At 52.1% G+C, this 13,426-nt stretch carries 12 protein-coding genes; 4 read left to right on the forward strand and 8 right to left on the reverse strand.

Features of this window, described 5'->3' with window-relative positions; genetic code table 11:
* Window positions 1-44: 44 nt before the first annotated feature.
* From lipA to P2G88_RS18495, 4 genes are all read right to left on the reverse strand, one after another.
* Complete coding sequence (lipA, locus tag P2G88_RS18480) at window positions 45-1,031, reverse strand: lipoyl synthase (RefSeq protein ID WP_275798766.1); 987 nt, start codon at window positions 1,029-1,031, stop codon at window positions 45-47.
* Window positions 1,024-1,683 carry a lipoyl(octanoyl) transferase LipB gene (gene lipB / locus P2G88_RS18485; protein WP_275798768.1) on the reverse strand — a complete coding sequence of 220 codons (660 nt, stop codon included), beginning with the start codon at window positions 1,681-1,683 and terminating at the stop codon, window positions 1,024-1,026. Before lipB ends, lipA begins: the two co-directional genes overlap by 8 nt.
* On the reverse strand, window positions 1,684-1,947 hold the full coding sequence (gene ybeD / locus P2G88_RS18490) for a DUF493 family protein YbeD (protein WP_275798770.1): 264 nt from the start codon (window positions 1,945-1,947) through the stop codon (window positions 1,684-1,686).
* A gap of 155 nt (window positions 1,948-2,102) precedes the next feature.
* Window positions 2,103-3,716, reverse strand: a complete 1,614-nt coding sequence (locus P2G88_RS18495) for an FMN-binding glutamate synthase family protein (RefSeq protein ID WP_275798773.1) — start codon at window positions 3,714-3,716, stop codon at window positions 2,103-2,105.
* 128 nt (window positions 3,717-3,844) lie between these two features.
* Between P2G88_RS18495 and P2G88_RS18500 the strand changes: the two genes are divergently transcribed.
* The 3 genes from P2G88_RS18500 to P2G88_RS18510 all read left to right on the forward strand — a co-directional run bounded on the left by P2G88_RS18500 (window position 3,845) and on the right by P2G88_RS18510 (window position 7,064).
* On the forward strand, window positions 3,845-5,134 hold the full coding sequence (locus P2G88_RS18500; protein WP_275798775.1) for an APC family permease: 1,290 nt from the start codon (window positions 3,845-3,847) through the stop codon (window positions 5,132-5,134).
* Window positions 5,135-5,219: 85 nt separating this feature from the next.
* The gene (locus P2G88_RS18505) at window positions 5,220-6,554 is read left to right on the forward strand and encodes a YHYH protein (RefSeq protein WP_275798777.1); all 1,335 of its coding nucleotides are present in this window, start codon (window positions 5,220-5,222) and stop codon (window positions 6,552-6,554) included.
* Window positions 6,555-6,578: 24 nt separating this feature from the next.
* Complete coding sequence (locus tag P2G88_RS18510) at window positions 6,579-7,064, forward strand: hypothetical protein (RefSeq protein WP_275798779.1); 486 nt, start codon at window positions 6,579-6,581, stop codon at window positions 7,062-7,064.
* 148 nt (window positions 7,065-7,212) lie between these two features.
* Here the strand turns inward: P2G88_RS18510 and P2G88_RS18515 are convergent, their stop codons facing one another.
* The 3 genes from P2G88_RS18515 to P2G88_RS18525 all read right to left on the reverse strand — a co-directional run bounded on the left by P2G88_RS18515 (window position 7,213) and on the right by P2G88_RS18525 (window position 11,736).
* Window positions 7,213-7,929, reverse strand: coding sequence for a DUF4386 domain-containing protein (locus P2G88_RS18515; RefSeq protein ID WP_275798781.1), 717 nt, complete (start codon window positions 7,927-7,929; stop codon window positions 7,213-7,215).
* Window positions 7,930-8,142: 213 nt separating this feature from the next.
* Window positions 8,143-9,813 carry an asparagine synthase B gene (gene asnB, locus P2G88_RS18520; protein ID WP_275798783.1) on the reverse strand — a complete coding sequence of 557 codons (1,671 nt, stop codon included), beginning with the start codon at window positions 9,811-9,813 and terminating at the stop codon, window positions 8,143-8,145.
* A 297-nt stretch (window positions 9,814-10,110) separates the two neighbouring features.
* Window positions 10,111-11,736 (reverse strand): M28 family metallopeptidase, encoded by a 1,626-nt coding sequence (locus P2G88_RS18525; RefSeq protein ID WP_275798785.1) that lies wholly within the window; start codon window positions 11,734-11,736, stop codon window positions 10,111-10,113.
* 95 nt (window positions 11,737-11,831) lie between these two features.
* Between P2G88_RS18525 and P2G88_RS18530 the strand changes: the two genes are divergently transcribed.
* Window positions 11,832-12,641 carry a DUF3025 domain-containing protein gene (locus P2G88_RS18530; RefSeq protein ID WP_275798787.1) on the forward strand — a complete coding sequence of 270 codons (810 nt, stop codon included), beginning with the start codon at window positions 11,832-11,834 and terminating at the stop codon, window positions 12,639-12,641.
* Here the strand turns inward: P2G88_RS18530 and P2G88_RS18535 are convergent.
* Window positions 12,628-13,332 carry a YIP1 family protein gene (locus P2G88_RS18535; protein WP_275798790.1) on the reverse strand — a complete coding sequence of 235 codons (705 nt, stop codon included), beginning with the start codon at window positions 13,330-13,332 and terminating at the stop codon, window positions 12,628-12,630. The two genes, P2G88_RS18530 and P2G88_RS18535, sit on opposite strands and share 14 nt — an antisense overlap.
* Window positions 13,333-13,426: the final 94 nt, after the last annotated feature.

Below are 13,426 nucleotides of genomic sequence, written 5' to 3' on the forward strand. Positions count from 1 at the left end.
GGTTTTGTATTTCTGAAGTTTGGGTTTTGCCATGACTTCTGAACTTACTTCACCTCTTCACCAGCAGCCTGGCGATCGGCGTGGTAGCTGGAGCGCACCAGTGGGCCGCAGGCGGCGTGGCTGAAGCCAAGCTCGTAAGCGATATCGCGAAGAGCATCAAACTCTGTGGGATGCACATAGCGTTTTACCGGATAGTGATGACGGCTGGGTTGCAGGTACTGGCCCAGGGTCAGCATATCCACATCGTGCTCACGCAGATCTTTGAGTACCTCCGCCATTTCTTCCTTATTCTCGCCCATGCCCATCATCAGACCGGACTTGGTCATCACATCGGGGTGCTGGGCTTTGAATTTCTTCAGCAGCTCCAGTGACCATTTGTAATTGGCGCCGGGGCGACATTCGCGATACAGGCGCGGGATGGTTTCCAGATTGTGGTTAAACACATCGGGTACGCCATTTTTAAAGATTTCCAAAGCACGATCCATACGACCACGGAAATCCGGCACCAGTACTTCAATCTTGGTACTGGGGCTGTGCTTGCGGATGGCGTTGATACAATCCACAAAATGCTGGGCGCCACCGTCACGCAAATCATCTCTGTCCACCGAGGTGATCACCACATATTTCAGCTTCATTTCGGCGATGGTTTTAGCCAGCTTTTCAGGCTCTTCAGCGCTGGGTGGCAGGGGCTTACCATGAGCCACATCACAGAAGGGGCAACGGCGGGTGCAGATATCACCCAGGATCATAAAGGTAGCGGTGCCGTGGTTAAAACACTCGGAGAGGTTGGGGCAACTGGCTTCTTCACAGACCGAGTGCAGCTTGTTCTTGCGCAGGGTTTGCTTGATATGATCGATACGCTCGGTGCTCGACGGCAACTTGATCTTGATCCACTCAGGCTTACGCAGCATCTCTTCCCGTTTGGTGGGAATGATAGTCACCGGAATATGTCTGACCTTGTCTTCGTCACGCAGTTTGACACCGGCTTCCACACGAGCCTTGTTATCTGCTTCGGCGCTTGTATTACTCATCAAAACCTTCTTTAAATTCGGGTTGTTCCAGCCCAAGTTGCTGGCAGAATGCGGCAATCAGCAGGGGACCTGCCTGTTCCAGGCTATTCGGGCCACCCAATTGCGCAGAGTGTACCATTTCCAAGCCAGCGTAGCCGCAGGGATTAATGCGCTGAAAGGGTCCAAGATCCATATTTATATTCAGCGCTAGCCCATGAAAGGAGCAGCCTTTACGTATGCGCAAACCCACTGAACAGATCTTTTTCTCATCCACATACACGCCTGGTGCATCGGCTTTGGCGTAGGCTTTGATAGCAAAGGGGGCAAGCATGCCGACCACAGCTTGTTCCAAGCCGGTGACTAAGTCACGCACACCGAGTTTGCGGCGTTTAAGGTTCAACAGCACATACAGCATTTGCTGACCGGGACCGTGATAGGTGACCTGTCCACCTCTGTCCACCTGTACCACCGGAATATCACCAGGGGCCAGAATATGCTCGGCTTTGCCGGCCTGGCCCTGGGTAAAGACCGGATTATGCTCAACCAGCCACAACTCATCGGCGCTTTGCTCATCGCGATTGTCGGTAAAATCCTGCATGGCTTGCCAGATAGGCTGGTAATCCTGGCGACCTAACTGGCGAACGATAAGAAGCGGGGTACTGCTGCTATTCAACTAGAGTACCACCCTCACCAGTTCCAGTTTACCCAGCTCAATATAAACAGATTCCATATGCTCTTTGCTGGTCACGCGCACGTCGATAGACACAGAATGGTAGTTACCCTTGGAACTGGGGCGTACCTTGGGGCTGTAGTCATCGGGGGCAAGCAATTGCAAACAGCCTACAACATCCTCTGGCAGACGCTCATGGGCAATACCCAGCACCTTAAAGGTCTGGTAGCAGGGGAATTCCAGTAATTCGTCAAATCTGGTTTCCATAGGGGACTCCACAACGCTGGGCCAGGATGGCCGCTAAAATGGCAATATGGCGACGCTGTCCGCAAGTTCAAGGGCGGACCAACATCGACATACAGGAATCGGCAGATTATAACGAATTTGCACAGGCTAGCACAGTCATCTGGGGGACCGATGGCCTAAGGACATTCGTGGCACACGTAGCTGACCGGCAGAAAACTGTCGGTGCGAGCCTCTTCAATATCATGGCGATAGGTTTCGGGCGGTTCATCTTGCATAAATGCGCCGGGTGCCGGGTAGGGATACAGTTTGTCGAAGCGCATCACGCGCTCCTGATTTACCCGCCTGAATAAGTGGGTGCGAGTGATTTCACCGGGAGTGGAGAGACCGGAAGAGGAAGATGTATCCACTGCAGCACGCACCGTCTGAAGATGGAATCGGGCTACCCGTTGGCCTTTGTCGGTTACATCCAGCCCTCTTGTCAGCCGCGGATCTTGGGTGGTAATGCCGGTGGGGCAGCGATTCGTATTGCAAATCAGTGAATGCACACAGCCCAGCGCCAGCATCATGCCACGTGCACTGTTGCAAAGGTCTGCGCCCAGACCCAAATACTTCACCAGGTGAAAGGCAGAGAGCACTTTACCCGAGGCGATCACACGAATATCGTCCCTCAGGTCAAAGCCCACCAAACAATCATCCACAAAGGCAATGGCATCGCGTAGCGGCATACCCACAGAATTACTGTATTCAAGCGGTGCCGCACCAGTTCCACCTTCGCCGCCATCCACAGTAATAAAATCCGGTTTGATGCCCGATTGCACCATGGCTTTGCAAATGGCGATAAATTCACTGCGCCGGCCAATACAAAGCTTAAAGCCCACAGGTTTGCCACCGGCCAGTTCTCTAAGCTGTTTGATAAAACGTAACAGGCCAATGGGGCTATGGAAGGTGGAATGGGCCGAGGGCGAAATAACTTCGGTGTGGGGCGTAACCAGACGAATACGAGCGATCTCTTCAGAGTTTTTTTCTGCCGGCAATATGCCGCCATGGCCAGGTTTAGCACCCTGGGAAAGCTTCAGCTCAATCATCTTTACCTGTTCCAACTGAGCCTTTCGCTTAAAGGTATCGGGACTGAATTGTCCCTGTGCATCACGACAACCAAAGTAGGCAGTGCCAATTTGCCAAACCAAATCGGCGCCATGGGAGAGATGATAGTCTGACAGGCCGCCTTCGCCGGTATTGTGGTAAAAGCCGCCTATTTTGGCGCCTTTATTCAACGCGGTAATGGCATTGCCGCTCAACGCGCCAAAGCTCATAGCCGAGATATTCAGAATGCTGGCCTGATAAGGCTGAGTGCAGTCCGGTCCACCGATGGAAACTTTAGGATCGGTGTTCAAATCTTTGATATGCAAAGCGGCAATGGAATGGCCAATCCATTCATAGCCATTTTGGTTGGTATCCATGCGCGTACCATAGGGCAGGGAATCCTGCACCCCTTTGGCCCGCTGGTACACAATTGAACGGAACATGCGGCTAATGGGGGTGCCGTCGATGTCGGATTCTACAAAATACTGTCTGGCAAAAGGGCGCAGCGACTCCATCAGCCAACGCATACGACCAATCAGCGGGAAGTTCCTACGAATGCTGTGACGGGTTTGCACTAGATCGTACAGACCAATAGCGAAGGTGAAAGCAAGTACCAGCATCAACCATATAAAGCCCGGCCATGCCTGAGCCAGCAGCAGGACAAATAAGGCCAGCAGTAAATGAAGAACAAAGAAGGGCAAAGCCATTTGCAACACCTTTTTCTTTTTAGCTTAAGACCCAATTGCCGACCTTACCAACTCAGTGTTTTTTAAGTTCTTGTTTTTCGATATTAAATGAGGATGATGGTGATGGCGCAAAAATAAGAAGAACAACAATGCAAGATGAAAAGTTACCCCGCAGTTTGGGGGCATGGAGTTTATGGCTGTTGGTAGTCAACGGTCTGATTGGTGCCGGTATTTTTGGCCTGCCCAGCGGCGCGGCGGCCTTGGCCGGCCCCTGGAGCCCATGGGTTTATCTTTTCTGCAGCCTGTTAATCCTGCCCATATTGTTGTGTTTTGCCGAACTGGCCAGCTACTTTCGCGGCTCTGGCGGCCCGATTCGCTATGCCAATGAGGCATTTGGGCCTTTTTGGGGCTTTCAGGCCGGATGGCTCTACTATGTGGCGCGGATGGTGTCATTCGCCGCCAATTCGGTGCTGCTGGTGGACAGCATTGCCTGGTTTGTCGAGGGGGCAAACCAGGGGGTGCTGCGTAGCCTCTTACTCACCCTCATTATTGGCTGCATGACGCTGGTGAACGTATTAGGGGCGGTGCAATCCATTCGCTCCCTGGCCGGCTTTACGGTGCTCAAATTTGCAGTGCTTATTCTGTTGGTTGCCGCTGGGCTGGTATTGATGGGCGATAGCATCACACCATTGCCCTCTGCTTCTATAGAAAATTGGGACCTGGGCGCGGCAACACTGCTTCTTATTTATGCCTTCGTGGGCTTTGAATCGGTGTTGGTACCGGCAGGGGAGAGCAAAAACCCAGCCCGGGATATGCCACGGGCACTTATCTGGGGACTACTGGGCGTTACCCTGTTGTATATGCTTATTCAGTGGGTCAGTTTGGCGGTGGTCCCCGGCGTTGCACAGAGTAAAACACCGCTCTTGGATGTAGCCTCAACCCTGTTGGGACCAGTGGGTGCCAGTATCTTGATGCTGGGGGTGCTGGCGTCGGTAGGCGGGAACCTCCTCGGTGCTTTGTTCTCCACCCCCAGAACGACCTATGCCCTGGCCTTGGAGAAAAGTCTGCCCGATTGGTTCGCCAGGGTACATCCGCGCTATCTGACCCCCTCCAACTCAATCTGGTTGTTCGGAATACTGGCGCTGTTGATGGCGCTATTCGGCTCCTTTATGTGGCTGGCGGCGGCCACGGTGTTGTCCCGTTTGCTGATGTATATGCTTAGCGTTGCAGCTTTGCCTAAGCTTCGTGCCCGTCATGCCAAAAGCGGTGTATCAGAGGGCTTCGTGCTTCCTGGCGGCTATCTGTTTATGGTATTGGCTTTTGCTGCTTGCCTGTGGCTGATGTGGCAGGTTTCTTTGGGCTCTCTGATGATGACCAGCGCTGCGGTGATGGTGGGAACCCTGTTATTTTTTGCGGCAAGCAGGAGAAACGGGCAGTAGTTGCCAGATCTTTGTCCATTGTTTGCACATTATTTGCGAAATTAACGGCTGTAATAAGCATCAACATCCAAATCTGGAGAATCCGATGCGAAGTGCAGTCAAACCCTTGTTGTTAGCCGTTATGCTTGCCTTACATGGCTGTGGCTCATCCTCTGATAGTAATCAAGCGGGCCCGGTCGACAACGGTAGGAGTGCAGATACCGGCGGTGCTGCCACAGGCAGCGGTTCGGGTTCGAGTGGCTCTGGTGGCAGCAGTTCCGGCGGCGATGGTTCCAGCGCCGCACAGGGGCCCTGGGTGCTAAACGACGGCAGTCAGCGCTCTCGCTTTATCCTTGAACAAAACACCGGGCTTGGCGTGCTGGTCAATGTCCAGTCGGTGTCCACCGAAAGCACGAATAGCGGTGACTTTACCCGTGTTATCGCCAGCGGCATCCCTGACTACCAGGTACTTGCGACGGCCGATCTCATCGCTGCACTCAATAGTCGTCCCAAAGCGGGGAGTGATTTCAACGGGGGCAGTGTCAGCATCAGTGAAGGCGAAGTTATCGACTTTGGCCAGGATATCGGCTTTGCCAGTAACAACAGCTGCGAAACCAATGCTGGTTACGGCTACTGGCCGCCAGGACCGGTATGTCCCGAAGAGTTGGATCGCGATGCCTATCTACCGCAGCAACCTGAGGAAACCGATGAAGATTGTGAGACTGGCCTGGGTGTGATTGGTCTGTGGGTCAATGGCACATCGGTTTACAACTGGGGCGATGGACAGAGCTACAGCAATCAGGGTACCTGGTACAATCTTGCCCCCATCGCCGAGCAGTACGATGTGGATATTTGCGGCGGCCATGCGGCTCAGGGGGACTATCACCATCATTTCTACTCAAGCTGTCTGGCAGATATGGTCGATGATGCGGGCAATGGCCACTCGCCCATCTACGGCTATGCCGCCGATGGTTATCCCATTTATGGCCCCTGGTTTGAGGATGGTCAATTGGCCATCAGTGCCTGGGTAACCCGGGATTACTCTGCCGATTCCACCACCGGTTGCGGTGTGGACAATCAACGTAGCTGCACCTTAGTCGATCCCTATGATGTCAGCCGTGGCGTGCAAAGCGCCAGTCGCGGACCCGATGTGGGCGCTGCGGTGACCACATTATCCCGCAATACCCTGGAAGCCTATAGTGGTTACTACCATGAAGACTACTACTGGGATGCCGCGCTGACGGCACAAGGCGGGGCATACTTAGACCAATACAACGGCCATGATCACGACGACCTCGGCTATCACTATCACGTTACCGTGACCGAAGAGGGCGGCAAATTGACCCCGGCTTACCCCTTTATTATCGGCGATCGTTTTGCCGGCAAGCTGCAGGATAACAGCCTGGCGCAATGCAGCGCCGGTGCTGGTCGTCCCTTTTAAATCCGGTTGGGGAAGGAGATAGTGATGAAAAGCAAATTACATTGGCTGCTGGTATCAGCGATCTTGTTCGCCACGCCCGCCTGGGCAACCAAAGAGGTGCACCAGCATGCCAGTAAGGACGTAGGCGCAGACGTTGCCGTCCCAAAGATTGCCTTGAAAGTGGCAAGAGATCCCATTGATGGGATCAATATGTTGGTAGAGATTGATAACTACGTCATCAACTCACCGCTGGAGCCGGTTGAGCAAAGCAACATGCTGTTTGGCCATGCCCATGTGTTTATCAATGGTAAAAAGGTGCAAAGGCTGTATGGCGATGCGCTGCATATTCCCGCCAGTTGGTTAAAGCCTGGGGTGAATCAAATAGCCGTGAGCCTCAACAGTCACAACCATGAAAACTGGACAGTCAATGGGGAGACCATTGTCAGCTCGGTGTTCATTGATCCTGATAGCCCGGAATTGGTATTGCACCACTTCACCAGCCAACCCTTAGTGGCAGCACATCACCATTAAAATGGGGTCAGTTAAAATGGGGTCAGGTCTTGAAATTTGCAGCTAGCTGCAAATTTCAAGACCTGACCCCCAAATCGTGACCCCATAACCGGAGAAGGCCAAGAAAAAATCAGGCGTTGGCAAGCCTCATACAATAAGTCATGGTTGTTTAGTTGGCCTGTCCGGACCACTTTTGTAAATTTATCCCTTTGATCAGCATCCACAGTGCCAGGGCCAGTTCTCCCAGTAAAATGGGTAGAAAAATGCCTGGTACCAGTTGGGCCGCAAAAGAAGGGGCCAGGATCAATGCCAGGCTGTTGACTAGATAACAGAGTCCGGCAAAGGCCTGCATTAACCCAAGAATCTTAGGAAAGTATCCAGACTGATAAATCAGAAAGCCTCGTAGCAGACAAGCGACACCAAAAAATATCAGCCCCACTGCAAAGCCATAGGCATGCAGGTTGATTGAAAGATAAGCCAGTGCATGCAATTGCTCGCTTGGCACTGCCGCTAAATAGTCTGCACCACTAAGCAGCAACAGCGGTAAAATAAGAGTTAGTTTGTTCGCTGCCAGCACTGCTGTCTGGATAAGGTTGGTAAAAGTTGCCGTTAGATTTAAGCCTGCATTGACTCGCTTAAGCAAAAGATAAAAGACAACAATAACAGGCAGGTCTAACAACTGCATTAGCAGATCACCAACTATGCCGCCGGCCCATAGCATCCGCGATGCGCCGATAGCTTCGGCGGTTGCTTTTGCATCACCAGGAAAGACTATGGTTCCCCGGCTAATAGTCTCACCGAATAGTCCTAATAGGATGATCAGTAAATACAGTGCGCCACCAATACGTACATAGCGTTGAGGAGACTGTTCAAATATCTTTTGCATGGCTGAAAAAGGAAATGAAACAAGTGTCAGGCACAATATGCTGAAACAGAGTCCTTAGCTTTGAATTAATAGTAAATAATTGTGTTAGCATGGTTTTAGCTCAGGTCTTGTTTTGTGCAGGTAGCTGCAAATTTCAAGACCTGACCCCAGATTAACGGAGCGCCAAAAGGAAAAGCCGGCAACAGCCGGCTTTGGTATTGCAGGAAGTGGCGTTTATATGGCGTCGCTATGCACGCCTTTCATGGCGCGGCCCGATGGGTCGGCGTTGGCGGTAAAGCTGGCATCCCAGGCCAGGGCCTCGACGGTAGAACAGGCGATAGACTTGCCGCTGGGTACACACTTGGCCGCACTCTCTTGCGGGAAGAAGCCTTCAAAGATGGTCCTGAACAGATAACCTTCTTTGGTATCCGGTGTATTCACCGGAAAGCGGAAGCTGGCAGTTTTCATCTGCTGGTCCGTGACCTGGCTGGCGGCATAGGCTTTAACCGAGTCAATCCAGGAATAGCCTACGCCATCACTAAACTGCTCTTTCTGACGCCATAAGATCTCTGAGGGGAGATATTCGCCATTGTCGAAAGCGGCGCGCAGTACATGCTTTTCCATTTTGCCGTTGCCGCACATCTTATCCTTGGGATTGAGGCGCATGGCCACATCCATAAAGTCTTTATCCAGGAAAGGCACACGGGCTTCCACGCCCCAGGCCGAGGTGGATTTATTGGCGCGCAGGTTATCGAACATATGCAAACGGGAGAGTTTGCGTACAGTTTCTTCGTGGAATTCCTTAGCGTTAGGCGCCTTATGGAAATACAGGTAGCCACCGAAGAGCTCATCGGAGCCTTCGCCGGACAGCACCATCTTGATGCCCATGGCTTTGATCTTCCTGGACATCAGATACATCGGCGTGGCCGCGCGGATGGTGGTCACATCGTAGGTTTCCAGGTGGTAGATCACGTCCTTGATGGCATCCAGACCTTCCTGAATGGTGAAATGGATCTCATGATGCACGGTGCCAATCATGTCTGCCACTTTGCGCGCGGCAATCAGATCGGGCGCACCCTCAAGGCCAACGGCGAAGGAGTGCAGACGTGGCCACCAGGCGGCAGATTGATCGTTGTCTTCAATACGCTTGGCGGCGTACTTGGCAGCAATAGCGGATACCAAGGACGAGTCCAGGCCTCCCGAGAGCAACACCGCATATGGCACATCGGACATTAGGTGGCTTTTCACCGCTTTTTCAAAGGCGACTTTGAGATCTTCAAGACTGGTGTGATTGTTCTCCACCGCCTCATAGCTCATCCAGTCGCGGGCATAGTATTGCTTCAACTCGCCGGTCTTACTGTATAAGCAATGCCCCGGTGGGAACTCCTTGATGGTTTTGCACACCGGCGACAGGGCTTTAAGCTCCGACGCCACATAGAAGTTACCGTGCTCGTCGAAACCGGTATACAGCGGAATAATGCCCATATGGTCGCGGGCAATCAGGTAGGCATCTTGTTCGGCGTCATACAGGATAAAGGCGAACATGCCTTTTAATTTATCAATAAATTCAATGCCTTCCTGCTGGTACAGGGGCAGGATCACCTCACAGTCAGACTTGGTGGCGAAGGCATAGGGTTCGCGTAAATCGGCTTCAAGCTGCTTGTGATTATAGATTTCACCATTAACGGCCAAAATGTGCTGATTATTATTGCTAAACAGAGGCTGGGCACCATTATCTAAATCGACGATGGCGAGGCGTTCGTGGCAGAGGATGGCATTATTATTATTCCAGATCCCTGACCAGTCGGGGCCGCGGTGGCGCAATAACTTGGACAGCTCCAAGGCTTTGGAGCGTAACTCGGTGACATCCGTCTTGATGTCGAGAATACCGAAAATACCGCACATGTTGGGAGTTTCTCCTGGTGATTAACTCGGTCGACCTCGTGCCGACCGCCTTTGTTGTGGCACTTTGGGCATTATCCAAAGCACCGGAAATGTTACGAAACTGTGAAAAAACAGAGTTTTAGCTAAAAATTTCCACATAAGCCCGATTTTTGAAATAAAGCTTTCCCCGACTGTGCCATTCTGGGCGGAAAATGCAAGATGAAGTTGGAAGAAAATTGCCAATTATGGAATATGGCATTTGGGAAAGGTAAATGCGGTGAGGGAGAGAGGGAGTGGGCAATGCCCACTCCCAAGTGGTTACTTGGTGCGCTGGAATTCGCTGCTGGCGTTCCATTTTGGCCAGTCATTTGAGGTAGCGATGTCATAGCCTACTTCAAACAGCATACGGGCGTCCTGCTCTACGCCACCAAAGTCCCAGCCTTCGCGGAACTGGTCACAGACCTGATGGTAGCAGCCGGTGACGATCACCTTGGTACGCTTGCGATAGTCAGCAGTGGCCTCATCCCAGGGCGTGCTGCCGCCTTTGGCATACAGCGCCGGGACGCCTTTTTTGGCAAAGCTGAAGTGATCTGAGCGGTAGTAGTAGCCGGCTTCCGGCCTGTCCTCCCGAGTCAAAGTACGACCCTGACGGCTGACCGCCTTTTCCAGGTATTTTTCCAGCTCTGATTTGCCCATGCCAACCACGGCCACATCCTTGGTACGACCGAGGATATTCATGGCGTCCATATTCAGGTTGGCCACGGTTTTATCCATGGGAATAACGGGATGCTCGGCATAATAGGCTGAACCGATCAGGCCCTGTTCTTCGGCGGTTACTGCCAGGAAGGTCACGGAGCGCTCAGGGGCTTTTTCTAATGAGGCAAACGCCTTGGCCATAGCCAGCAAAGAAGCGGTACCGGTGGCGTTATCATGAGCGCCGTTATAAATCTGATCGCCTTCCTTGCTCTCGTCCTTACCTAAGTGATCCCAGTGAGCGGTGTAAATAATATGCTCATCGGCTTTGCTGCTGCCCGGCAACGTCGCAATCACGTTATTACTGACGGAACGCTTAAGCTTGCTGTTGACCGTGACCGATGTGGTCAGCCCAAGGGCCTGATTAAACGGGCCTTGCTGGGCTTTGGCTTTCATTGCGGCAAAATCCTGACCCGCCTCAGCAAAAAGCTTTTGCGCTGCTTGCAGGCTGATCCAGCCTTCAACCGTCACCCTGGACGCATTGCCGTCGCTGCTGGCCAGGCTGTACTGAGGACCAGACCAACTGTTGGCCACCACTGACCAGCCGTAAGAGGCCGGGGCATCTTCATGCACAATCAGCGCGCCGGCAGCGCCCTGACGACTGGCTTCTTCATATTTGTAAGTCCAGCGACCGTAATAGGTCATGGTTTTGCCCTGGAATTTACCACTGTCCGGTTTTTCAAAGCCCGGATCATTGACCAGAATCACCACGGTTTTGCCTTTTACATCAAGACCCTGGTAGTCATTCCAATTATATTCCGGGGCGTTAACCCCATAGCCTACAAACACCAGTTCAGAATCTTTCAAAGAAACCTGTTCTTTCTCATGTTTAGTGGCCACCACCATATTTTCTTTATAGGCCAGGGTTTGGCTGCCCAGCTGCAGGCTGACATTTGGATCGGCGGTGATTTCCAGTAGCTGTACCGGTTGCAGATAACTGTCGCCATTGCCTGGTTTAAGGCCCAGTTTTTTAAATTCCTTAACCAGAAAGTCGACCGTGCGCTCTTCGCCTACTGTGGTGGGCAAGCGGCCTTCAAATTCATCCGATGAAATAATCCGGGTGTAGTCTCGAAGGGTGTTGCTATCAATGCTTTGATAAACTTGTTCGAAAGACCCTTTATGGGTATCTGCCATCGCCTGCAGGCTAAGCGCCAATAACGCAGGAGAAAGCTTGAGGAAGGTATTTTGCATTCTCTTCTCTTATCATAGGGTTTAAAATCCGCGCCCAGTATAAGAAACTCGGTCAGCCAAGACTAGCCTGACCAAACAACAGTCCTAATTGCCCGATGTCTGACCGTACTTCCCTACGTTTTGCCGATAGTCTGCCACAGCAGTGGCACACTGATTTCCTGGCGAGTGAGCCCTTCGCTCTGTTGGAGCGCCTTTTTCGCTTATCGGAGCATCAGGACTGGCCCGGTTGTGAATGGCTAACGCAGGCTGATTTGCCGGTCTCCTTTGCAACACAACAGAGCATTGACTTTGCCGGTCTGAGCTATGAAGAGTTTATTGCCCACCATGGACTGGTGCCCACCAGAGAGCATAACTGGCATGACTTATTTAATGCTTTGGTGTGGCGCCAGTTTCCGCGTAGCAAAGAAGCGCTGAATCTATTGCATATGGCCGATATCCAAAAGCACGGCGCCAAGCAGCGCACGCCCAGGCGCAACCGTATTACCCATTTCGATGAATGTGGTGTGCTGTTGGCTTATAGCAACGAGGATATTCCCCGAGCCCTCAGTCAACACCAATGGCAGACTGCCATGGTGGATAAGCGTCATGCCTGGGGAAACGAAGTAAAGGCTTTCGTGTTTGGTCATGCCAACTATGAAATGCTGCTAAATCCCTATATTGGACTTACCGGTAAATGGCTGGGTATAGCGGTGGAACCAGGATTTTTCGATGAAAAGGAAGAGGCGCAACTGAGGCATTTGGATAATGCCTTACACATCAGGTTGCAAGAACAGGACTGCCTGGCACATAAGGGCGCCTTGCACCCTTTGCCGCTTTTGGGGGTTCCCGGCTGGTGGCCGGCCAATGAATCGCCGGCCTTTTACGATAATCAGTCTTACTTTATGCCTAAACCTACCAGACGATAGCAATGCTCCACAGGCCCCAAATCACCACATAGGGGCCGATGGCAATATTCCAGGCAGTGTTGCTTCGAATGTTGGTCCATTTGGTGATGGCTACGGCGATTAAATAAATGCTCCAGAAACTTTCCAGGCGGATCACCTGGGCCAGCGTAAACCAAGGGGAGTCCATGGGCACTGACAGCCAGTAGGACAATGAAGTCACGCTTAGCTGTGCCGGTGGGAATTGGTCGTTGCCGCTAAGCACCAGGATCAGCAAGCTCAACATATTGCCCACCACGGCCGGTAGGGAAACCCACCACATCAGACCAAACCAATCAGCAAAGCCATGTACCTGCTCTTGATCCATTCGTGCCATGGTGTTTAGGTACATGGCTTGTAATGCATTCAGGGCGATTAAGCCCAAAGCCGATGTGAACAGCGTTAGGGTGATCATTCCGCCCGGGGTGAGATTGCGGCGCACATTCTCCTGTTCGGCGGGGCTGATATCGGCAAACTGCTGGCTGATGATAAAGTCCCGATACCATTCGAAATCGACCACGTTGAAATAGATAAAGGCTGGCAATACGCTCATCAGCATCAGTAGCAAGAAAGGGATCCATGACCAATTATTGGCGCGGGCCAGGGTGGCGAATACCTGATTAGGCTTGAATAACACCGCATAACAGGCGGTAAATGGGTCGTTGACGCTACGCATTTTGTTTCATTCTGAGGAACGCATATGTGTATTGTTACAAAATTTCGTTGAAAAAACCTTTAGTTATGGCAAGTCTATGCACTGAATTTTGACT

The organism is Aliiglaciecola sp. CAU 1673 (genome assembly GCF_029223185.1).
In the GTDB taxonomy this organism is placed as follows: domain Bacteria; phylum Pseudomonadota; class Gammaproteobacteria; order Enterobacterales; family Alteromonadaceae; genus Bowmanella.